Raw genomic sequence first — 22,880 nt, forward strand, 5'->3', positions numbered from 1 at the left:
ATGCAGAAGTTATTGATTCCAACGCTGCTGGGCCTGGCGATGTTTGCCGGCCAAGTCAACGCCGCCTCACCACTGCGTCCGCCCCAGGGTTATTTCGCCCCGGTGGAAGCATTCAAGACCGGCGACTTCAAGAATGACTGCGACGCCATGCCCGCGCCGTACACCGGCTCGCTGCAATTTCGCAGCAAGTACGAAGGTTCGGACAAGGCTCGTTCCACCCTGAATGTGCAGTCCGAAAAAGCCTTTCGCGACAGCACCGCCGACATCACCAAGCTGGAAAAAGACACCAGCAAGCGTGTGATGCAATTCATGCGCGACGGCCGTCCGGAGCAGCTGGAATGCACGCTGAACTGGCTCACGAGCTGGGCCAAGGCCGATGCATTGATGTCCAAGGACTTCAACCACACCGGCAAGTCCATGCGCAAATGGGCACTGGGCAGCATGGCGTCGGCCTATGTGCGCCTGAAGTTCTCCGACTCTCATCCGCTGGCCAACCACCAGCAGGAGTCGCAGTTGATCGAAGCCTGGTTCAGCAAAATGGCCGACCAGGTGGTGAGCGACTGGGACAACCTGCCGCTGGATAAAACCAACAACCACTCCTACTGGGCTGCCTGGTCGGTGATGGCGACCTCCGTCGCCGTGAACCGCCGCGACCTGTTTGACTGGGCCGTGAAGGAATACAAGGTCGGCGCCAACCAGGTGGATGCCCAAGGCTTCCTGCCCAACGAATTGAAGCGTCAGCAACGGGCCCTGTCGTACCACAACTACGCCCTGCCGCCGCTGGCGATGATCGCCAGTTTTGCCCTGGTGAACGGTGTGGACCTGCGCCAGGAAAACAACGGCGCGTTGAAACGCCTGGGTGACAAGGTGCTGGCCGGGGTGAAAGACCCGGAGATCTTCGAGCAGAAGAACGGCAAGGAACAGGACATGAAGGACCTCAAGGAAGACATGAAATTTGCCTGGCTTGAGCCCTTCTGCACCCTCTACACCTGCGCCCCGGATGTGATCGAGCGCAAGCACGGGATGCAGCCGTTCAAGACGTTCCGCCTCGGGGGTGACCTGACCAAGGTCTACGACCCGGCGCATGAGAAAGGCAACAAAGGCAGCTAGTCGCTGATCGTTCCCACGCTCCGCGTGGGAATGCAGCCAGGGACGCTCCGCGTCCCAAAAGCGGACGCAGAGCGTCCAGTGAGGCATTCCCACGCAGAGCGTGGGAACGATCACATAGCCCTCTCATTTCGGTGGGGGGTTTGGGGGGGCCGTTGGCCCTTGACTGTTGGTTAAACATGGAGAGATCGGGATGGTTTTCTCGTCCAATGTGTTCCTGTTCCTGTTCTTGCCGATCTTCCTCGGCTTGTACTACCTGAGCGGGCAACGCTATCGCAATCTGCTGCTGCTGGTTGCCAGTTATGTGTTCTACGCCTGGTGGCGAGTGGACTTCCTGGCGCTGTTCGCCGCCGTGACGCTGTGGAACTACTGGATCGGCCTCAAGGTCGGTGCGGCAGGCGTGCGCACCAAGCCGGCCCAGCGCTGGCTGCTGCTGGGCGTGGCGGTCGATCTGTGCATCCTCGGCTACTTCAAGTACGCCAACTTCGGTGTCGACAGCATCAACCTGATGATGAAGTCGGCCGGCCTTGAGCCTTTCATCCTGACCCACGTGCTGTTGCCGATCGGGATCTCGTTCTACATCTTCGAGTCCATCAGCTACATCATCGACGTGTACCGCGGCGACACCCCGGCCACCCGCAACCTGATCGACTTTGCGGCGTTCGTGGCGATCTTCCCGCACCTGATTGCCGGCCCGGTGTTGCGCTTTCGCGACCTGGCCGACCAGTTCAACAACCGCACCCACACCCTCGATAAATTCTCCGAGGGCTGCACGCGGTTCATGCAGGGTTTCATCAAGAAGGTGTTTATCGCCGACACCCTGGCGGTGGTCGCCGATCATTGCTTCGCCCTGCAAAACCCTACGACGGGTGACGCCTGGCTCGGCGCACTGGCGTACACCGCGCAGCTGTACTTCGACTTCTCCGGCTACAGCGACATGGCCATCGGCCTGGGCTTGATGATGGGTTTTCGCTTCATGGAAAACTTCAAGCAGCCGTACATCAGCCAGTCGATCACCGAGTTCTGGCGGCGCTGGCATATCAGCCTGTCCACCTGGCTGCGTGACTACCTGTACATCACCCTGGGCGGCAACCGTAAAGGCACGCTGACCACCTACCGCAACCTGTTCCTGACCATGCTCCTCGGTGGCCTGTGGCACGGTGCGAACATCACCTACATCGTGTGGGGCGCCTGGCACGGCATGTGGCTGGCGATTGAAAAAGCCATCGGCCTCAACACCGCACCGCGCAGTTTCAACGTTGTGCGCTGGGCCTTCACCTTCCTGCTGGTGGTGATGGGCTGGGTGATCTTCCGCTCGGAAAACCTGCACGTCGCCGGCCGTATGTACGGCGCGATGTTCAGCTTCGGCGAGTGGTCGCTGTCGGAACTCAACCGCGCCAGCCTCACCGGCCTGCAAGTGGCAACCCTGGTGGTGGCGTACGCGACCCTGGCGTTCTTCGGCCTGCGGGACTTCTACAGCAACCGCCCACCGGAAAAAACCAAGCCTGCGGTGAACACCCAGGCCGATGGCCCGGCGACTGCGCAACCGGGCTTGATCAAGGCCGTACCGGGCGACAACCCGGGCAGCATCCATGAGCCCGGCTACACCGTGGGCACCGAGGCCACCGTGCAACCGGCCTACTGGAGCGCCACCTGGCCACGCTACGCCATGCGCGCCGCAGTACTGCTGCTGTTCGTGGCGTCGATTCTCAAACTTTCGGCGCAGAGCTTCTCGCCGTTCCTTTACTTCCAGTTCTGAGGGAGCCGACCATGACCCGTTCATTACGCGTCCTCTACATCGCCTTGTTCCTCGCCGTGCTGCTGGCGTTGGGCGCCTGGTCGATGCGCAGTTTCCTGGGCTTCAGCACCAACGCCGACGCCACCGTGCTCAACGGCCGCTGGACCAAGGCCGTCGAGACCCACTACGACGACCAGTTCCCGATCAAGCGCCTGGGCACCAACCTCTGGGCAGCGCTGGACTACAAGCTGTTCAACGAAGGCCGCCCTGGCGTGGTGATTGGCCGCGACCACTGGTTGTACAGCGACGAGGAATTCAACCCCATCGTCAACGAAGACCAGAACCTGCAAGGCAACTACGCCTTGGTGGAAGGCGTGCGCCAGAAGCTCAAGGCCCAGGGTATCCAACTGGTGATGGCGATCGTGCCGGCCAAGGTGCGGCTGTACCCGGAACACCTGGGTGAAGTGCAGCCGGCGAGCATCCGCGCCGGTCTGTACCAGGACTTCCATGCCCGCATGGCCGCCGACAAGATCGTCGCCCCTGACCTGATGGGCCCGCTGCAACAGGCCAAGCTGCACGGCCAGCAAGTGTTCCTGCGCACCGACACCCACTGGACCCCGGACGGCGCTGAAGTGGCGGCCAAAGAATTGGCCAAGACAATTGCCAACAAAACGCCCCTGAGCGGCGAGCCTCAACGCTTTGTCACCGAAGCCGAGAAGACCGAGCCACACAAGGGCGACCTGCGCCTGTTCCTGCCGCTGGACCCGCTGTTCGAAAACCTGATGCCGCCCAAGGAGCCACTGCAAAAACGCGTGACGCACCTGGCTGAAACCAAAGGCGACGATGCGCTGTTCACCGACAGTGAAACCCCGGTGGCCCTGGTGGGCACCAGCTACAGCGCCAACCCGAACTGGAACTTTGTCGGAGCGCTGAAGCAAGCCCTGGGCAGCGACGTCATCAACTACTCCGAAGACGGCCACGGCCCGATCCTGCCGATGCTCAGCTACCTGAAAAGCGACGACTTCAAGAACAGCCCGCCACAGGTGCTGATCTGGGAGTTTCCCGAGCGTTATCTGCCTGTGAACAACGAAATCGGTGATGCCGACCCGCAGTGGGTTGCGCAGCTCAAACAAGCCGGTATGCGCCAACAGAACATGGCTATCAACACCCCCACCGTTAAAAACATGAACTCCGAGACGCCCGACCGGGCGCAAAACTGAAAGAGAGGTAACTCACATGACTTTCACTACTAACCTCGCAAAGACTTTTGCCCTCGTCGCCGGCATGAGCGTTGTTTCGATGTCCGCCTTCGCCGGTGGCGACGCCGCCCTCTACGGTCCCGTCGCGCCAAAAGGCTCGAGCTTTGTGCGGGTGTACAACGCCAGCAACCAGGAAGTCAGCGCCACCGTCGGCAGCACCAACCTCAACGAGGTTGCACCGCTGGCCAGCAGTGACTTCAGCTTCATGCCGGGCGGTGACTACAGCGCCAAGGTCGGCAGCCAGACCCTGCCGGTCAAGCTCGCCGCCGACCACTACTACACCCTGGTCAGCAGCGGCAGCGGCCAACCGCAACTGATCGAAGAACCGCCGTTCAAGAACAAGCAGAAATCCCTGGTGCGCGTGCAGAACCTCAGTGACAAGTCGCTGACCCTGAAAACCGCCGATGGCAAGACCGACGTGGTCCAGGCCGTGGCCGCCAAGGGCCGTGGCGAGCGCGAGATCAACCCGGTGAAGGTCAGCCTGGCGCTGTATGAAGGCGATAAAAAAGTCGGCGACGTGAAGCCGGTAGCTCTGGAACGCGGTGAGGCCGCAGTGCTGTACGTCACCGGCACCGGCGCCAACCTGTCGCCAGTGTGGGTGAAACGCCCTGTGTCGACCCGCTGATTAGATTTTCAGATTGACGCTGCCCCTTGTGGGAGCTGGCTTGCCTGCGATACGGACAACTCGGTGTATCAGGTACACCGAGGTGATGCCATCGCGGGCAAGCCCGGCTCCCACAGGCTCTAACCAAATTTGATTCAAGGAGAAACACCATGATCCCAGTAATCCTTTCCGGTGGTAGCGGCTCACGTCTTTGGCCGCTTTCGCGTAAACAGTTTCCCAAGCAGTTCCTGGCCCTGACCGGCGAGCACACCTTGTTCCAGCAAACCCTGGAGCGCCTGGTGTTCGACGGCATGGACGCGCCCATCGTGGTGTGCAACAAGGACCACCGCTTTATCGTCAACGAGCAACTGGCTGCCCGCAAACTGGAAACCCAGCGCATCCTGATGGAGCCGTTCGGCCGCAATACCGCGCCAGCCGTGGCCCTGACGGCGATGATGCTGGTCAACGAAGGCCGCGACGAACTGATGCTGGTGCTGCCCGCCGACCACGTGCTGGATGACCAGAAAGCCCTGCAACGCGCCCTGGCCCTGGCCACTGTGGCGGCTGAGCGTGGCGAAATGGTGCTGTTCGGTGTGCCGGCCACCCGTCCGGAGACCGGCTACGGCTACATCAAGTCGACCAACGATTCGCTGCTGCCCGAAGGCGTCAGCCGCGTGCAACAGTTCGTGGAAAAACCCGATGAAAAACGCGCCGCCGAATTCGTCAAGAGCGGTGGTTATTTCTGGAACAGCGGCATGTTCCTGTTCCGTGCCAGCCGCTTCCTCGAAGAGCTGAAAAAACACGACCCGGACATCTACGACACCTGCCTGCTGACCCTGGAACGCAGCAACCAAACCGCCGACACCATCGACATCGACGAATCCACCTTCGCCTGCTGCCCGGACAACTCCATCGACTACGCCGTGATGGAAAAAACCCAACTGGCCTGCGTGGTGCCGTTGACTGCCGGCTGGAGCGACGTGGGTTGCTGGGCATCGCTGTGGGACGTGAATGAAAAAGACGCCAACGGTAACGTCAGCAAGGGCGACGTGGTGATCCAGGACAGCAAGAACTGCATGATCCACGGCAACGGCAAGCTGGTGTCGGTGATTGGCCTGGAAAACATCGTGGTGGTGGAAACCAAGGACGCGATGATGATTGCCCACAAGGACAAGGTCCAGGGCGTCAAGCAGATGGTCAACACCCTCAACGAGCAGGGCCGCAGCGAAACCCAGAACCACTGCGAGGTGTACCGTCCATGGGGCTCGTACGACTCGGTGGATATGGGCGGGCGCTTCCAGGTCAAGCACATCTCGGTGAAACCGGGCGCGTGCCTGTCGTTGCAGATGCACCACCACCGCGCAGAACACTGGATCGTGGTCAGCGGCACCGCCGAAGTCACCTGTGACGAGAACGTGTTCCTGCTCACCGAAAACCAGTCCACCTACATCCCGATTGCCTCGGTGCACCGTTTGCGTAACCCGGGCAAGATTCCATTGGAGATTATCGAGGTGCAGTCCGGCAGCTACCTGGGTGAAGACGATATCGAACGCTTTGAAGATATCTACGGTCGATCCACGCCAATCGAGCGTGGCGTGTCGGTGAAAACCATCGCGCAGTAAACAGAGCAGCACAACAAGCCCCCGCCCCACCGACTGCGTCCCCTATCCGCAGCCGGTGGGCCGGGGGCTTTTTCTTTGGGGCCGGGGAACCCGAAGATGGTCAACTCCACCTACGCTTGGTTAGGATGCCCGTTCCGTTTTCGAGGTTGTTGCCATGTTCTTTGGTGTCTTGCTGATTATCACCTGGCTGATCCTCTTGCTGCGCTACCCCGCCAGGGCGTTGCCGGTTTCCCTCGCGGCCGCCGTCGGCCTGGGCCTGGTGGCGGTATGGGTGGTGTGGCTGGACAACCGCGAGGCCCAGCAATTGGCACGCCTGGAACTGCGTACCGTCTACGCGCCGAAAGAATGCCCCGCAGACCGCCCGCTCAAGCTCACCTTGAACAACGGCAACAACGTACCGCTGACCGAACTGCGTTGGCGCATCGCCGCGTATGCGCCGGGCGATACGGTCAACCTGGCAGACAACGTGTACGCTGCCCCGCGCTATCGCGGCCCCGGCGAACTGCAGGCCGGCGCCACCTGGGAAGACTGCCTGCCAGTGCCGCCGCTGCGCCCCGGCTACCGCCCGCAAACCCTGGAATTTCGTGCCGAGCATTTGCAAGGCAGCTTCTCTGACTGATAACGACAAAGGACTGATCCATGCCCAACGTACTGATCACCGGGTGCTCCAGTGGCATTGGCCGTGCCCTGGCGGACGCCTTCAAGCAAGCCGGCTTTGACGTGTGGGCCAGCGCCCGGCGCAGCGAGGATGTGGCGGCACTTGCCAGCGCCGGCTTTAACGCGGTGCAACTGGACGTCAACGACAGCGCTGCACTGGCGCAGTTGGCCGGGCAGGTCGGCGAGCTGGATGTGCTGATCAACAACGCCGGCTATGGCGCCATGGGTCCGTTGCTCGACGGCGGCACCCAGGCGATGCAGCAGCAATTCGAGACCAACGTATTCTCAGTGGTCGGCGTGACTCAGGCGCTGTTCCCGGCCCTGCGTCGCCGTAAAGGGTTGGTGGTGAATATCGGCAGCGTGTCCGGCGTGTTGGTCACACCGTTCGCCGGTGCGTATTGCGCCTCGAAAGCCGCAGTGCATGCCTTGAGTGATGCGTTGCGCATGGAGCTCGCACCGTTCGGCGTGCGGGTGATGGAAGTGCAGCCAGGCGCCATCGATACAAGTTTTGCAAAAAACGCCGGCACCCAGGCCGAACTGTTGATCAATGAAAAGTCGCCCTGGTGGCCACTGCGCGAAAGCATCCGCGCCCGGGCCAAGGCCTCCCAGGATCGGCCTACGCCCGCCAGCCAGTTTGCGGCAGACGTGCTCAAGGCCGTGCAACAGGGCACGCCGCCGCGCCTGTTGCGCTCGGGTAATGGTTGCCGGGCACTGCCGTGGATGGCGGCGCTGTTGCCCAAGGGCTTGCTGGAGACTGTCTTGAAAAAGCGCTTTGGCCTGAGCGGCCAGCTCTAAGAGCCCCCGCCTCCCCGTGGCGAGGGAGCTTGCTCCCGCTGGGCTGCGCAGCAGCCCCAAAACCACCCATCCAAGTTTCCTGAAAGAATGCGCTGACCTTTTCAGGGGTGCTTCGCCCCCCAGCGGGAGCAAGCTCCCTCGCCACACGGTTTCTCGGCTGATCAGCCTTTCATGAAATCAATGAAGGCCCGCACTTTCAGGGGCAAATGCCGGGTATCCGGGTACAACGCGTACACCCCCTGCGGCGCAAATCGATACCCCGGCAGCAACCGCACCAAACGCCCCGCATCCAGGTCTTCCTGCACCAGCCACTGGGGCAGGATCGCCACGCCATGCCCGCGCACGGCAAACGCCTGGAGAATCGCGGCACTGTCGGCAACCAGTGAAGCCTTGCCGGGGCCTGGACGGTACAGGTGCTCATGGCCGGCCGGGTCGAGCACCGTCAACTCCGTCAGCCGCCCGTGCCCCAGCTTGGGCAGTTGCTCCAGCTCTTCCAGCGTGGCGACCCCGGCAAACCCCGGTGCAGCCACGGCGAGGATTTCGTAGCTCGACAGCTGCACCGCCCGATGATTGGAGTCGAGCATCCGCCCCAATCGAATAGCCACATCGAAGCGCTCGGAGATCAGGTCGGCGTGGCTGGAGGAGGTGGATAACTGGATGTTCAATTCCGGGTGCAGGCCGCGAAAGGTTTCCACTGCCGGCACCACCACCGCCAATCCGTATTCGACGGTGGTGGTGATCCGCAATGTGCCCTTGAGCTGGCTGTGCTCCGAACGGGCTTCTTCCACCGCCAGGCGCGCTTCTTCCAGCATGCGCGTGCAGCGCAGGTAAAAGCGTTCGCCCGCATCGGTCAGTGCCAGTTGCCGAGTACTGCGGGTCAGCAGGGTCACGCCCAGCTCGGCTTCCAGGCGCTTGAGGTTGAAGCTCACCACCGCTCGCGTCTGCCCGAGGACATCAGCGGCTGCCGTCAACGATCCGGCCTCGACCACGGCCTTGAAGGTGTCGAAACGGTCCAGGCTGACCATATGCCACGCGATCCTTTGTCAAAATATTTTTGACAAACTAACAGTCAAACCGCTGTTTCCCAAGTGCCCGCACCCGCCTACCCTGCCGCCATCCACAGCAGGAACCGCGCAATGACCTACCGCTCGAAAGTCACCTGGATCTTTCTACTGGGCTTCGCCCTCGACCTGGTGAACATGTTTGTCGCCACCATCGCTTACCCGGACATCGCCCGCGAGTTGCACGCCTCGGTCACGCAACTGGCATGGATCGGCAACGCCTACATGCTCGGCCTGACCGTCGTCATTCCCCTGAGTGTTTGGCTGGCGGCGCTGTTGGGTGAGCGCCGGTTGATTGCCGTCAGCCTGTTGCTGTTCGGCGTAGCCTCGGTGCTGGTGGGCCAGGCCGCCTCGATTGAAGCGCTGATCGGCTGGCGCCTGTTGCAGGGCTTGGGTGGCGGCTTGTTGATTCCGGTGGGGCAAGCCTTGGCCTATCGGCATTTTCCGCCGGCAGAACGCAGCCAACTGACAGCCAGGGTCATGCTGGTGGCGCTGCTGATTCCGGCGTTGTCGCCAGCATTGGGCGGCCTGGTGGTGGACAGCGTGTCGTGGCGCTGGATCTTTTTCGCCAACCTGCCGCTGGCGCTGATCACCGTGATGCTGACCTTGCGCTGGCTGGTGGCAGACACGCCCGCGTCCACACGCCCGGCGCTGGAGCTCGGTCACGTATTGGGCCAGGCTCGCCGCCCGATGCTGCGGGTCGCGATGCTGGTTTACCTGTTCATCCCGGGGGTGTTTATCGGCACCAGCCTGGTGGCGATTCTTTATCTGCACGGTCTTGGCTTTACCGCCAGCCTCATCGGCGCGCTGATGCTGCCGTGGGCGCTGGCCTCGGGGCTGGCGATTGCCTTGAGCAAAAAACTGTTCAATCGCTGCGGGCCGAGGCCGCTGCTGCTGGCGGGCATGCTGCTGCAAGCCCTCGGCATCCTGTTGCTGATCGAGCCGCACCCGGTTGTCGTGGTGCTCGCCTACCTCCTGATGGGCCTGGGCGGCAGCCTGTGCAGCAGCACCGCGCAAACCCTGGCCTTTCTCGACATTCCGGCCGAGCGCATGGGGCATGCCAGCGCCTTGTGGAACATCAATCGGCAATTGAGTTTTTGCCTCGGTGCCGCCGTGCTCAGTGGGGTGCTGGCTGCGCTGGACTCGTTCACCGTCACCTTCGCGATTGCCGCAGCGTTGACCCTGTTTCCGTTATTTGCCGTACTGTGCCTGGATGCGTCCAAGGTACGGACACTGCTTCACCCTGCCAGCGAGCCCACACGATGATTGACTACCGCGATTTTTTTGATGAAGTGATCCAGGCCCATGTCGAAATCGAACAATGGTTTGCCGGCACAGCCCCCGAGGGAACACTGGAGGTTTTGCTGAGGCGTTTTTCGCCGGACTTTTCCATGATCACCCCGGCGGGCAAACAACTGGATTTTGCACTGCTCAACCAGCTGTTCAGCCAGGCTGGCGGCAAGCGGCCCGGGTTCAGGATCAGCCTCAGCGAGTTTGCCGGGATTGACCGACACGCCCGTGGCGCAACGGTAAGTTATCGCGAACAGCAGGTGGATGGCAGCGGTGCCCAAACCGATCGGCGATCGACCGTGGTGTTTGAAAAGCAGGCCAGTGGCGCCCTGCTGTGGCGCCACTTGCACGAGACGTTTCTACAGGCCTGACACGGTAAAAATGTGGGAGCGGGCTTGCTCGCGAATGCGGTGGATCAGTCGATATTTTCGTTGACTGACACACTGCCTTCGCGAGCAAGCACGCTCCCACATTCAGTTCTGTGTTTGATTGACGATCACGGTGCAGGTGATCCCCGCCGCCAACAGCACACCTTCCGGCACTTCATCGATATGAATCCGCACCGGCACCCGCTGGGCCAGGCGCACCCAGTTGAACGTCGGGTTCACATCGGCGATCAACTCGCGGCTCTCCGGGTTGTCCCGGTCGTAGATGCCGCGCGAAATGCTTTCCACGTGGCCCTTGAGGGTTTCGCCGCTCATCAACTGCATGTCGGCCTTGTCCCCGACTTTGACGTGGGGCAGCTTGGTTTCTTCAAAGAAGCCGTACACCCAGAACGAGTTCATATCCACCACCGCCATCTTCGCCTCGCCAATACGCGCATAGTCGCCGCGGTGCACGTTGAGGTTGGTGACGTAGCCGTCGACCGCCGCCACCACCTGGGTGCGCTTGAGGTTCAGTTGCGCCGCTTCAAGCTGGGCCAGGGCATGTTGGTAGTCGGCCAGGGCCGAGTCGGCGATGTTACTGGCGTCGTCGCGGTTTTCCTTGGAGATCACCAGGGCGTCGAGGTCGGCGCGGCGGTGGGCGTTGACCTTGCGCATCTCCCAGGTGGCCTTGCGGGAAGCCACCAGGGATTGCGCCTGCTTGACCGCAATCTGGTAATGCTCAGGGTCGATCTGCATCAGCAGGTCACCCTTTTTCACCAACTGGTTGTCACGCACCGGAACGTTGACCACTTCGCCGGTGACGTCGGCGGCGACGTTGATGATGTCGGCGCGCACCCGGCCATCGCGGGTCCAGGGAGTTTCCATGTAGTGCACCCACAACGTGCGGCCAATCCAGATCGCCAGGGCCAGTACCAGCAAGGTCGCGAGCAGGCTGAAAAACTTTTTCATCGGGGCATTCTCAACGGTAGACGGTCAGCGCCAGGGCGCCGAACAAGCAAGCGAACAGGCTCAGGCGCAGCAGCGCCGGGTGCCAGAAAAAACGGTACAGGTCAAAGCCGGCCAGAAACCGGTCGAGGGCCCAGGCCAGGCCCGCCGCGATCAGAAACATCAGGGTCATGGTGGGCATGTAGACGCCGTGGAAGGCGATTTCACGAGGCATGGGCGGGTCCTTCGGGCTTGAGGGCAGCCAGGGGTGATTGCGGGTCCAGCAATGAGGTGCGGATAAAGTGCAGGTAGCTTTTCACCCGGCGCAGGGCCGAGGTGTCGAAGTGCGGGGCGAAGGGTTCGTCGGTGGCCTGCACGCGGCTGATCGCGTGGTCCACGGCGACCAGGCTGCGCTCCAGGTTGCTGGCGCTGGGTTGCAGGAACAGCCGCACCAGCGAACGGCCCATCACCCGGATCGCCTGGCGCCACGGCTGGGACTCGGCATACGCCGGGTGCACCGGCAGGATCGCCTGTTCCTTGCGCAACTCGATGATCGCGTGGCCGACTTCCAGCACCACGAACATCCAGCGCAGCAGGTTGCGTTGCACCTGGGGTTGCCCGGCGGCAAAGCCGTAGGCCTGGTGCAGCAGGTCGCGGGTGCGGCTTTCGAAACCCGACGCCAGGCCCTTGAGTTTGCCGCTGATGGCGAACACCACTTGCTCGCGCAAGTCCTGCTCCAGCCGACGCCACAACCAGCGGCTGTTGGGCGGCAGGATGATCGCGCCCGCCGCCGCACACACCAGCATGCCGATGACCATGGCGATGTAGTCGTTGATGAAGGTATAGGGGTTGTAGATCGTGAGGTTGTCCGGCACCGAGCCAGTGCTGAAGAAGATCAGCAACCCGACGCCGACTCCCGCGTACTGCGGGCGCGAAGCCAGGAACGAACCGAAGATGATCACCGGCGCGAGCATCACGCACAGCAACGGGAAACCGTCGATCCAGGGGAACACGAAGAACATTTCGACAAAGCCCACCAGCGCCCCGATCAAGGTGCCGCAAGCCATTTGAAAGGCCATGCGCTTGGGGTTGGGGGTGGCGGCCGACAAACCCACCGTCGCCGCGGCGATCAGGGTCATGGTGGCGCCACTGGGCCAGGCCGTGGCCACCCAGTAACTGCCGAGCACGATCAGGATAAACGAGGCGCGAATCCCCGAGGCGGCGCAGGCCAGCCAGTTGGTTTTGGGGGTGTAGGGTTCGTCCCAGTGTTCGCGCTCGTGGCTGTGATCCGCCAGGGAGGCGTGGGTCTGGGCGTAGTTGTGCAAGTCGTCGACGAAGCGGTACAGCAGCTCATAGGCGGTGTGAAAGTCCAACAGTTCGGCGTCGCTGGGGGCGCTTTCCTGGAAGCGGGTGCGCAGGCTGCGCACCTTGGCGGGCAGGCCTTCCTTGTAGGCGTTCAACTGATTGGCCAGGCGCGCCGCATCGGGGCTGGTGAGCGCACGGCCGGAAAAACCGTCGAGCAGTTCCGCCAGGTCTTGCAGGCCCGGCTTGATGGCAGCCACCACGTGATCGGCCTCCTGGCTGCGCAGGCGCTCGAGCAATTGGTGCAAGGCGTTGAAGCGCGTGGTGATGCCCATGAACTCGCTGTTCAAGCGCGTCAGCCGGCCATTGCGCCGACGCATGTGCGGGTCTTCGAACACGGTGATGCTGCGCAGCCCTTCCAGGCCCACGGCTTCGGCGATAAAGCGCACGTTGCTGCGTTCAAAGCCTTCGCGCTCGCTGCGACCGCGCAGGCCGTCGGTGACGAACAGCGCGAACACACCGAAGCGCTGGTACAGGGCGTTGCGCATCGCAGCGCTGGAGGTTTGCGGCAGGATCGCGGCGCTGACCAGCGTGGAGCAGACAATCCCCAACGAGATTTCCAGGACTCGCCACACCGCCGCCATAAACGCGCCGTCGGGATGGGCCAGGGCCGGCAAGCCAACCATCGCCGCGGTGTAGCCGGCCAGCACAAAACCGTAGGCGCGAAAGTTGCGATTGCGGGTCGCGCCAGCAGTGCAGATGCCGACCCAGATCGCCAGCGAACCGAGGAACAGTTCAGTGTTCTGCGCAAACAACGCGATCAGGAACACCATCACCGCCGAGCCCGCCAGGGTGCCCAGGAAGCGGTAGAAACTCTTGGCGAACACCTGGCCGCTTTGCGGCTGCATCACGATAAACACCGTGATCATCGCGGTACGCGGTTGCGGCAATTCCAGGCGCATGGCCAGCCACAACGTCAGGAAGGCCGCGATCAGCACCTTGAAGATATAGACCCAGGTCACGCCATCACTGCGTGCCCAATCGAAGAAACCGCGGCGCCACTCAAGCGAGTGCAACCAGCGCAGCGGTGCAGGCAAGGGAGTCATCGCATCCTACTCAGTGATCAAACACGGCGAGGGCCGCCGGGGTCTTGCTCGGTAAGGTCTGGCTGTCCTGAGGCACATCGCTGCCGGCACCGAGGCCACCGCCCAACGCGGTCACCAGTTCGGCGTGGGCACTCAGGCGTGCAGCCTGGACCTGCTGCTGCACCTGCTGTTGGCGGAACAACAGGCTTTGGGCATTCAGCACGTTGAGGTAGTCGGTGAGGCCGCGCTGGTAGGCGATCATCGCGATGTCATAGGTCTTCTGCGCCGAAGCCACGGATTCGGCGGCGAAGGCTTGCTGCTTGTCCATCGACTCGCGGCGGATCAACTGGTCGCTGATGCCCTTGAGCGCGTTGACCAGGGTCTGGTTGTAGTGCGCGACGGCGATGTCGTAGCCGGCGCTGGCTTCACCCAGTTGCGAGCGCAGGCGGCCACCGTCGAAGATCGGCAGGCTGATGGCAGGGCCGGCGGTGTAGTTGAGTTTCTTGCCGGTCAGGAAACTCAGCATTCCGCCGCCGGTGGCGACGTAGCCGAGGCTGCCCACCAGGTCGACGTTGGGGTAGAAACCGGCGTGGGCCACATCAATGCCACGGGCCTGGGCCGCCACTTGCCAGCGGCTGGCGACCACGTCCGGGCGCTGGCCGAGCAGTTCGGCGGGCAAGCTCGACGGCAGTTTCAGCGGCGCGGCCAGGGACAAGGTGGGCCGCTGCAACTGCGCGCCCGCCCCCGGCCCTTTGCCCGCCAGCGCGGCCAACTGGTTGCGACTCAGGGCGATCTGTTCATCCAGGGCGTCCAGTTGGCGATGGGTTTCCGGCAGCGGCGTCTCGGCCTGGCTGACTTCAAAGTGGGTGCCGATCCCGCCATTCAAACGCTTTTGCGCAAGGTCGAGAATCTGTTGTTGCTGGGCCAGGGTGGCGGCCACAATATCGCGCTGGGCGAAGTGCAACGACAGCTGGATATAGGCGCGCACCACGTTGTTCTGCAATTCGAGCTGCGCCTGGCGCGCTTCGGCGGCGCTCATGTGGGCCATGTCCACGGCGCGCTCGGTGGCATTGCTTTCGCGGCCCCAGAGGTCGAGGGCATAGCTCAAGCCCAGGGACGCGTTGTTGTCCCAGGTGGTGGAATTGTCCAGCGCGCCTGGGCCGTAGAATTGGTCGCTCGGCCAGTTATGGCGCTTGAGCGTGGCATCACCATTGATCTGCAACGACTCGGCCGACTCGGCGATCCCGGCCATGGCCCGGGCTTCACGCACACGTGCAGCGGCCATGGCCATGCTCGGGCTGCCTTGCACGGCGAGGTCGATCCAGTGGTTGAGTTGCGGGTCGCCGTAGGCTTGCCACCATTGCGCGGTGGGCCAGTGGGCGTCCTGGGCAGCGCTTTTGATCGCCTCGTCGGTGGCCAATGAATTGGCGACGAGTGACTGGCCTTGAGGGGCAATTCCTCCGGTTCCGATGCAGCCGCTGATTGCTAACGATAAGGCCCAAACACTGAGAGTCTTCAGCTCTCTGCTGATGCGACGCGGCACTGCTGCGAATTCCTGAGAGGGTGTTGCGGGGAAGGTGGCGCAATTCTAAGGGGCGGGCCGGATGGCGATAAGGTGGGATTCTTGTGAATCTTTGTTACCGTTCAGGCGATAATCCGTTCGTAGGGATCACTGGATCCTGCAACTTCGTGTCACAATTTGCCATCTCCCCTGAGAGCACCTTAATGGACACCTTGCAAAACATGCGCGCCTTCAGTTGTGTGGCCGAAGCCGGCAGCTTCACCGCCGCCGCCGTGCAACTGGATACCACCACGGCCAACGTCTCGCGCGCGGTCTCCAACCTTGAGGCCCATCTGCAAACCCGTTTGCTCAACCGCACCACCCGCCGCATCGCCCTGACCGAGGCCGGCAAGCGCTATTTGCTGCGTTGCGAGCAGATCCTGGCGTATGTCGAGGAAGCGGAAGCCGAAGCCAGCGACGCCCACGCCCGCCCCGCCGGGCAGCTGAAAGTGCACACCATGACCGGCATCGGCCAGCACTTCGTGATCGATGCGATTGCCCGCTACCGCCGCACCCACCCGGACGTGACCTTTGACCTGACCATGGCCAACCGCGTGCCGGACCTGCTGGATGAGGGTTACGACGTGTCCATCGTGCTCGCCAGCGAGTTGCCGGATTCGGGGTTTGTCTCGCAGCGCCTGGGGATAACTTACAGCATCGCCTGTGCCTCGCCGGCCTACGTCAAGGCCAACGGCTGCGCGCAACGGCCCAGCGACCTGCTCAACCACGCGTGCCTGCGCCTGGTCAGCCCGGTGATTCAGCTGGATAAATGGTCGTTCAATGGCCCGGAAGGCCAGGAAAGTGTGGCGATCAACAGCTCACCGTTCCTGGTGAACTCGGCCGATGCGATGAAGACCGCGATCACCAGCGGCATGGGCGTTGGCCTGTTGCCGGTGTATGCGGCGATAGAAGGGCTGCGCAACGGCACCCTGGTGCGGGTGATGCCCAACTACCGCTCCCAGGAGCTCAACCTGTACGCCATCTACCCGTCGCGCCAATACCTGGATGCGAAGATCAAGACGTGGGTGGAATACCTGCGCAGTTCCCTGCCGGAAATCATGGCCGCGCATCAGGCGGAACTGGCGGCCTATGAGCTAAGTGGCAGTTTGGGCGGGGTACGACTGAGTAACTGAGGGGGGCAGGCGCTACACCGGCAGCGTAATGCCAAAGGTGTTGCCGCCGCCCTCGCTGCGCACAAACACATCTCCGCCGTGCATCAACGCGATCGCCTTGACGATCGCCAGTCCCAACCCGTGATTCGCCCCACTATTGCTGCGGGACGCGTCCACCCGATAGAACCGCTCGAACAACCGGGGCAGATGCTCGCTGGCAATCTCATCGCCCGGGTTGGTCACCCCGATCGCCACGTGATTCGCCAGCACTTCGATCTTCACCTCGATCACCTGGCCAGGCGCCGTATGCTGCACCGCATTGCTCAACAGGTTGATCAACGCCCGGCGCAAGTGCGCCTTCTCGATCTGCACCTGGGCATCGCCGGTCACACGCACCTGCACCTGGGCGTCCTCGAGGATAAAGTCCAGGTAATCCAGGGTGGTCGCCACTTCATCCGCCAGCGAACTGGTGATCAGCTTGGTGGCCTTGCTGCCCTGGTCTGCACTGGCCAGGAACAGCATGTCATTGATGATCGAGCGCAGCCGTTCCAGCTCTTCGAGGTTCGATTGCAGCACCTCGAAATAATGCTCGGCCGAACGCCCACGGGTCAGTGCCACCTGGGTCTGGCCGATCAGGTTGGTCAGCGGCGAGCGCAGTTCATGGGCCACATCGGCGTTGAATGACTCCAGGCGCGAATAGGCCTGCTCCACCCGGTCGAGGGTCGAGTTGAAGGAGTTGACGAACTGCTTCAGCTCCGGCGGCAATGGCGACAATTGCAGGCGCCCGGAGAGTTTCGGCGGTGCAAGTTTCTGCGCCTCGTCCGACAGCTTGATCAGCGGCTTGAGACCGATGCGCGCCACCCAGAACCCCAGCAGCGAGGCCAGCAGCACGCCGACAAACGCCAGGCCGATCAGCGCCACCAGCAGTTGATGCTGGGTGGCGCGGAAGTTCTCGGTGTCGACCGCGATCAGGAAACGCAGCGGCGGGCGCTGCTCCTTGGCTGGAAACTGGCTGACCAATACTTTGAACGGGTAGGCATGGCCCGGCAGGCGCAAGTCGCGCTTGCCGGTCGGGCCGGCGGCGAACGCGCGAATCTGCGCGTCCGGGTTGCCGTATTCGTAGGTCGGGTCGCTGCTCACCACCCAGAAGCGAATGCGCTTGTCTTCCTCTCCCAACAACTTGAGCTTGGCGGTGATCTTCGCCCAATGGTCCGGCGTACCGAAGCGATTGACCGAAGACTCCAGCACGCTGTAGCGCGCATCCAGCTCGGCCCCGGGCAGCAGGCCCAGGCCTTTGTCCACCTGCTGGTACAGCGCGCCGCCGATCAACAGGAAGATCAGCAGCGCCACCAGGGTGAACATGCCGCTCAGGCGCAGGGCGATGGAGTTAGCCGACACTGCGGTTCTCCAGCACGTACCCCATGCCACGGATGGTGTGCAGCAGTTTCTGTTCGAACGGCCCGTCGAGCTTGGCCCGCAGGCGCTTGATCGCTACTTCCACCACATTGGCGTCACTGTCGAAATTGATGTCCCAGACCATTTCCGCAATCGAGGTCTTGGACAGGATTTCACCCTGGCGCCGGGCCAATACGCTGAGCAGCGAGAACTCCTTGGCGGTCAGGTCCAGGCGAACGCCGTTGCGACTGGCCTTGCGGCTGATCAGGTCGATCCACAGGTCGGCGATGGTCACCTGCACCGGCTCATGCCCGCCGCTGCGACGGGTCAGCGCTTGCAGGCGCGCCACCAGTTCGAGGAACGAGAACGGCTTGCCGAGGTAATCATCCGCGCCTTCGCGCAGGCCGCGAATACGGTCTTCCACGCGCTCGCGGGCGGTGAGCATGATCACCGGCGTCTGCTTGCGCGCCCGCAGCGCGCGCAATACACCAAAGCCATCCAGGCCGGGCAGCATCACGTCGAGCACGATGACCGCGTAATCGTTCTCCAGGGCCAGGTGCAACCCTTCGACGCCTTCACGGGCGACGTCGACGGTATAGCCTTGCTCCGTCAGGCCGCGGTGCAGGTAGTCGGCGGTTTTTTCTTCGTCTTCAATAATCAGTACACGCATGAGCCTTTTGTTCCAGGACGGGGCCTCAGCCTCAGTGTGTGATTGCCAGCTGGGGAGCTGGTTTGGGTCTGTGGAAAAACTTCTCGAGGTACAAGTATATGACCGGTGTGGTGAACAGCGTCAGCGCCTGGCTCACCAGCAACCCGCCCACCACAGCGATACCCAGCGGCTGGCGCATTTCCGCGCCGGGGCCGGAGCCCAGCATCAGCGGCACCGCACCCAGCAGGGCAGCCAGGGTGGTCATGATGATCGGCCGGAACCGCGTGACACACGCCTCATAAATCGCTTCCTCGGGCGGCAGGCCGCGTACGCGCTGGGCGTCCAGGGCGAAGTCGATCATCAGGATACCGTTCTTCTTCACGATCCCGATCAGCAGCACCAGGCCGATCAACGCCATGATCGAAAAGTCCTGGCCCATCAGTGACAACATGATCAGCGCCCCCAACCCCGCCGATGGCAAGGTGGAGATGATCGTCAGCGGGTGCACGAAGCTCTCGTACAGCACACCCAGGATAATGTAGACCGCCACCAGTGCCGCGAGGATCAGCCAGGGCTGGCTGGCCAATGAACTCTGGAACGCCTGGGCCGCGCCCTGGAAGTTGCCGATGATAGTGGTCGGCATGCCGATTTCATTCTTCGCCTGGTTGAGCAGGATCACCGCATCGCCCAACGCGACGCCGGGTGCCAGGTTGAACGACAGGTTGGCCGCCGGGAACATGCCGTCATGGCTGATGGACAATGGCCCTACGGTAGGCGGATCGACCTTGGCCACCGCCGACAGCGGCACCATCTCGTTGGTCAGCGGCGAGCGCAGGTAGAAGTAGTTCAGGCTTTCGGCCTTGCCGCGTTGCTGGGTGTCCAGTTCCAGCACCACCTGGTACTGGTTGATCTCGGTCTGGAATTCGTTGATCTGGCGCTGGCCGAAGGCGTCGTACAGTGCCTGGTCCACATCGGTGGCGGTGAGGCCAAACCGCGCGGCGGCCTGACGGTCGATGCTGATGTGGGTGATGCTGCCGCCCAGCTGCAAGTCGTTGGACAGGTCGCGGAACGCCGGGTTGGCCCGCAGTTTTTCGGTGAGGCGCTGGGTCCAGGTATTCAGGGTCGGGCCGTCATTGCTCTTGAGCACGTACTGGTACTGGGCGCGGCTGGGGCCGGAGCTCAAGTTGATGTCCTGGCCGGCCCGCAGGTACAGGACGATGCCCGGCACTTTCGCCAGTTTCGGGCGGATCCGGTCGATAAACTGGCTGGCCGACACGTCGCGATCCCCGCGATCTTTCAAGGCAATCCAGAACCGGCCGTTGGCGATGGTCTGGTTGCTGCCGGTCACACCCACCGAGTGGGAGAACGCTTCCACCGCCGGGTCATCCTTGACGATCTCGGCGATAGCCTTGTGCTTGGCGACCATGTCCGGGAACGACACGTCGGCCGCCGCTTCGCTGGTGCCGAGGACGAAGCCGGTGTCTTGTACCGGAAAGAAACCCTTGGGGATAAACACGTAGCCGACCACGGCCAGGGCCAGGGTCACCATGAAGATCGCGGCCATGGTGCGTTGATGGGCCAGGGCGCGGCGCAGATTGCGCGCATAGCCGGCCAGCAGGCGTTCGCTGAAACCGGGTTTGTCGTGGGCATGATGGGTTGGTGCGCGCATGAACAATGCGGCCAGGGTCGGTGCCAGGGTCAGCGAGACCACCACCGAAATCAGGATGGTCGAGGTGGCTGTCAGTGCAAACTCCTTGAACAACCGTCCCACGACACCGCCCATGAACAGCAGCGGGATAAACGCCGCCACCAGTGAGAAGCTGATGGAGACCACGGTAAAACCGATTTCACCCGCGCCCTTGATCGCGGCTTCGCGCTTGTCGAGGCCCGCTTCCAGGTGGCGGTGAATGTTCTCCACCACCACGATCGCATCGTCCACCACAAACCCCACGGCGATCACGATCGCCACCAGGGTCAGGTTGTTCAGGCTGAAGCCCATCAGGTACATCAGGGCAAAACTGGCTACCAGCGACACACCGAGCACGCTGGACACGATCAACGTGGCCGACAACTGGCGCAGGAACAGCGCCATCACCGCCACCACCAGCAGGATGGCGATCAGCAGGGTCACTTCCACTTCATGCAGGGACGCGCGGATGGTCTTGGTGCGGTCGGTCAACACGCTGACCTGCACCGAGGCCGGCAGCATGGCTTGCAGGCGCGGCAGTTCGGCTTGAATGCGGTCCACGGTCTCGACGATATTCGCGCCGGGCTGGCGGGAGATCACCAGGTTGACCCCTGGCGTGTCGCCGGACCAGGCCTGCACGTAGGCGTTTTCCGAGCCGTTGATGACTTTGGCGATATCCCGCAGCTGTACAGGTGCCCCGTCCTTGTAGGACACGATCAGTTGGGCGTAATCCTCGGGGTGGAACAACTGGTCGTTGGTCGAGAGGGTCGACACGCTGTTTTCGCCGTAGATCGCGCCCTTGGCCAGGTTCAGGCTCGATTGCTGGATCGCCAGGCGCACGTCCGCCAGGGTCAGGCCGATGGCCGCGAGTTTATCGGCCGACGCCTGCACCCGGATGGCCGGGCGTTGCTGGCCGGTAATGTTGATCTGGCCGACCCCGTCGATCTGGCTGATCTGCCGGGCCAGCAGGGTTTCCACGTAGTCGCTCAGCTCGGTGCTGGGCATGCTGTCGGAGCTGACGCTGAGGATCAGCACCGGGCTGTCCGCCGGGTTGACCTTCTTCCAGGTCGGCAGGCTCGGCATGTCGCTGGGCAGTTTGCCGGACGCGGTGTTGATCGCCGCCTGCACTTCCTGGGCGGCGGTGTCGATGCTCTTGGTGAGGGTGAATTGCAGGGTCAGCAGGCTGGAGCCCAAGGCGCTGCTGGAAGTCATCTGGGTCATGCCGGGGATGGCGCTGAATTGCACCTCCAGCGGCGTTGCCACGGATGAGGCCATGGTGTCCGGGCTGGCGCCGGGCAGCGTGGCGCTGACCTGGATCGTCGGAAATTCCGCTTCCGGCAGTGGGGCGATGGCCAGGCGTGGAAAGGCAATCATCCCGAGCAATACCAAAGCGAAGGTCAGCAGCAAGGTGGCGACCGGGTGGTCGACGCACCAGGCCGACGGCGAACGACTGCCGCTCATGGCTGCACCTTGGCATCAACGGTCTGGATCACCTGCGGCGGCTCCTTGAGCACATCGACCTGGGCGCCCGCCTTGAGCCGGGACTGGCCGTCGCTGACCAGCACATCGCCGGCCTGCACACCCTGGAGGATGTTCATGTCGCTGTTCTGGTACAGCACCTGCACCGGCACCACCTCAACCTTGTCACCCTTGAGCCGGTACACGAAGTGCGAATCCAGGCCGCGTTGCACCACGGTAGGCGGCACCACCAGGGCATTTTTGTGCAGGGCGGTCTGGATGCGGATCGTCACCAACTGCCCCGGCCAGAGTTTCTGTGCGCCGTTGCTGAACTCGGCCTTGGCGCGGATGGTGCCGGTGGTGCCGCTGATCTGGTTGTCGATCAGGCTCAGGCGGCCCTCCCCCAGCAGGTCGCCGGTCTGGCCGTCGGTGTCGGCGCCCATGTAGGCGTTGACGTCGGCGGGCAGTTGCGCGGCGATCAGGCCTTGCAGGGTCGGCAGCATCTGTTGCGGCAGGGAGAACTCGACGGCAATCGGGTCGATCTGGGTCACGGAGAACAAGCCCTGGGTGTCGCTCATGCGCAGGAAGTTGCCTTCATCCACCGTGCGAATCCCGACGCGACCGGTAACCGGCGAGCGAATCTGGGTGTAGGAAAGCTGCACCTGGGCCGAATCAATCGCGGCCTGGTTGCCTTGGGCCGTGGCCTTGAGCTGGTTGACCAGGGCTTGTTGCTGGTCATAGGTCTGCTTGGACACGCCGTCGTCGATGCTCAGTTCCTTGTAGCGCTTGAGGTTGACCAGCGCGACTTGCAGTTGCGCCTGGCTTTCCCCGAGTTGCGCCTTGGCCTGGTCCAGGCTGGCGCGGATCGAGCGGTCATCAATGGTGGCCAGCAGGTCACCGGCCTTCACCAGTTGACCTTCCTTGACCAGCAATTTGGTAAGGATGCCGTCGATCTGCGGGCGAATCACCACACTGTGCAACGACAGCACCGAGCCGATGCCGCTGACAAACCGCGGGATGTCCTGCTGTTTGACGCTGATCACCCGCACCGGGATCGCCGACGATGCGGTCAGTTTGGTCTTGGCCGGGCGGGTCATCACCCAGGCAACCACGGCCAGTACCACAAGGACGCCCACGATCAAGGCCGGTTTTCGTTGAATGTGCATGGGGTGAGGCGCCAGGGCAAAG

At 62.7% G+C, this 22,880-nt stretch carries 19 protein-coding genes; 10 read left to right on the forward strand and 9 right to left on the reverse strand.

Annotated features, from left to right (window positions below; all coding sequences use genetic code 11):
* From C0058_RS26920 to C0058_RS26950, 7 genes are all read left to right on the forward strand, one after another.
* The gene (locus tag C0058_RS26920) at positions 1–1,110 is read left to right on the forward strand and encodes a mannuronate-specific alginate lyase (protein ID WP_102369876.1); all 1,110 of its coding nucleotides are present in this window, start codon (positions 1–3) and stop codon (positions 1,108–1,110) included.
* A gap of 190 nt (positions 1,111–1,300) precedes the next feature.
* Positions 1,301–2,866, forward strand: a complete 1,566-nt coding sequence (locus tag C0058_RS26925; protein ID WP_008434176.1) for an MBOAT family protein — start codon at positions 1,301–1,303, stop codon at positions 2,864–2,866.
* Between the two features lie 11 nt (positions 2,867–2,877).
* Complete coding sequence (locus tag C0058_RS26930) at positions 2,878–4,065, forward strand: alginate O-acetyltransferase (RefSeq protein WP_102369877.1); 1,188 nt, start codon at positions 2,878–2,880, stop codon at positions 4,063–4,065.
* Between the two features lie 16 nt (positions 4,066–4,081).
* Positions 4,082–4,729, forward strand: coding sequence for an alginate O-acetyltransferase AlgF (locus tag C0058_RS26935; protein ID WP_008434181.1), 648 nt, complete (start codon positions 4,082–4,084; stop codon positions 4,727–4,729).
* A 149-nt stretch (positions 4,730–4,878) separates the two neighbouring features.
* On the forward strand, positions 4,879–6,330 hold the full coding sequence (locus tag C0058_RS26940) for a mannose-1-phosphate guanylyltransferase/mannose-6-phosphate isomerase (protein ID WP_003216275.1): 1,452 nt from the start codon (positions 4,879–4,881) through the stop codon (positions 6,328–6,330).
* Between the two features lie 154 nt (positions 6,331–6,484).
* Entirely contained in the window at positions 6,485–6,949 is a 465-nt protein-coding gene (locus tag C0058_RS26945; protein ID WP_003216273.1) for a hypothetical protein, read from the forward strand.
* 20 nt (positions 6,950–6,969) lie between these two features.
* On the forward strand, positions 6,970–7,782 hold the full coding sequence (locus C0058_RS26950; protein WP_102369878.1) for an SDR family oxidoreductase: 813 nt from the start codon (positions 6,970–6,972) through the stop codon (positions 7,780–7,782).
* Between the two features lie 161 nt (positions 7,783–7,943).
* Here the strand turns inward: C0058_RS26950 and C0058_RS26955 are convergent, their stop codons facing one another.
* Complete coding sequence (locus C0058_RS26955) at positions 7,944–8,807, reverse strand: LysR family transcriptional regulator (RefSeq protein WP_003216270.1); 864 nt, start codon at positions 8,805–8,807, stop codon at positions 7,944–7,946.
* Between the two features lie 111 nt (positions 8,808–8,918).
* Between C0058_RS26955 and C0058_RS26960 the strand changes: the two genes are divergently transcribed.
* Together C0058_RS26960 and C0058_RS26965 are read left to right on the forward strand one after the other, a co-directional pair.
* Positions 8,919–10,109 (forward strand): MFS transporter, encoded by a 1,191-nt coding sequence (locus C0058_RS26960; protein WP_087692838.1) that lies wholly within the window; start codon positions 8,919–8,921, stop codon positions 10,107–10,109.
* Positions 10,106–10,504, forward strand: a complete 399-nt coding sequence (locus C0058_RS26965; RefSeq protein ID WP_008434185.1) for a hypothetical protein — start codon at positions 10,106–10,108, stop codon at positions 10,502–10,504. The genes C0058_RS26960 and C0058_RS26965 overlap by 4 nt, the downstream gene beginning before the upstream one ends.
* A 102-nt stretch (positions 10,505–10,606) precedes the next feature.
* Here C0058_RS26965 and C0058_RS26970 read toward each other — a convergent pair whose 3' ends face one another.
* From C0058_RS26970 to C0058_RS26985, 4 genes are read right to left on the reverse strand one after another with little or no spacing between them, the layout of a single operon-like run.
* Positions 10,607–11,467, reverse strand: a complete 861-nt coding sequence (locus C0058_RS26970; protein WP_087692839.1) for an HlyD family secretion protein — start codon at positions 11,465–11,467, stop codon at positions 10,607–10,609.
* 10 nt (positions 11,468–11,477) lie between these two features.
* Entirely contained in the window at positions 11,478–11,678 is a 201-nt protein-coding gene (locus C0058_RS26975) for a DUF1656 domain-containing protein (RefSeq protein ID WP_003216262.1), read from the reverse strand.
* Positions 11,668–13,851: an FUSC family protein gene (locus C0058_RS26980; protein ID WP_003216260.1), complete on the reverse strand. Its 2,184-nt coding sequence runs from the start codon at positions 13,849–13,851 to the stop codon at positions 11,668–11,670. The genes C0058_RS26975 and C0058_RS26980 overlap by 11 nt, the downstream gene beginning before the upstream one ends.
* 10 nt (positions 13,852–13,861) lie before the next feature.
* Positions 13,862–15,373, reverse strand: coding sequence for an efflux transporter outer membrane subunit (locus tag C0058_RS26985; protein ID WP_032899258.1), 1,512 nt, complete (start codon positions 15,371–15,373; stop codon positions 13,862–13,864).
* A gap of 182 nt (positions 15,374–15,555) precedes the next feature.
* Between C0058_RS26985 and C0058_RS26990 the strand changes: the two genes are divergently transcribed.
* A complete protein-coding gene (locus C0058_RS26990) occupies positions 15,556–16,524 on the forward strand; it encodes a LysR family transcriptional regulator (protein ID WP_003216257.1) in 969 nt (322 codons plus the stop codon).
* A gap of 12 nt (positions 16,525–16,536) precedes the next feature.
* Here C0058_RS26990 and C0058_RS26995 read toward each other — a convergent pair whose 3' ends face one another.
* The 4 genes from C0058_RS26995 to C0058_RS27010 are packed head-to-tail and all read right to left on the reverse strand — an operon-like array spanning position 16,537 to position 22,858.
* Positions 16,537–17,901: a heavy metal sensor histidine kinase gene (locus C0058_RS26995; protein WP_102369879.1), complete on the reverse strand. Its 1,365-nt coding sequence runs from the start codon at positions 17,899–17,901 to the stop codon at positions 16,537–16,539.
* Entirely contained in the window at positions 17,891–18,568 is a 678-nt protein-coding gene (locus C0058_RS27000) for a heavy metal response regulator transcription factor (RefSeq protein WP_003216255.1), read from the reverse strand. The genes C0058_RS26995 and C0058_RS27000 overlap by 11 nt, the downstream gene beginning before the upstream one ends.
* 31 nt (positions 18,569–18,599) lie before the next feature.
* Positions 18,600–21,695: a multidrug efflux RND transporter permease subunit gene (locus C0058_RS27005; RefSeq protein ID WP_008434191.1), complete on the reverse strand. Its 3,096-nt coding sequence runs from the start codon at positions 21,693–21,695 to the stop codon at positions 18,600–18,602.
* The gene (locus C0058_RS27010) at positions 21,692–22,858 is read right to left on the reverse strand and encodes an efflux RND transporter periplasmic adaptor subunit (RefSeq protein ID WP_102369880.1); all 1,167 of its coding nucleotides are present in this window, start codon (positions 22,856–22,858) and stop codon (positions 21,692–21,694) included. The genes C0058_RS27005 and C0058_RS27010 overlap by 4 nt, the downstream gene beginning before the upstream one ends.
* Positions 22,859–22,880 lie beyond the last annotated feature (22 nt).

The sequence above is a fragment of the Pseudomonas sp. NC02 genome (genome assembly GCF_002874965.1).
Classification (GTDB): domain Bacteria; phylum Pseudomonadota; class Gammaproteobacteria; order Pseudomonadales; family Pseudomonadaceae; genus Aquipseudomonas.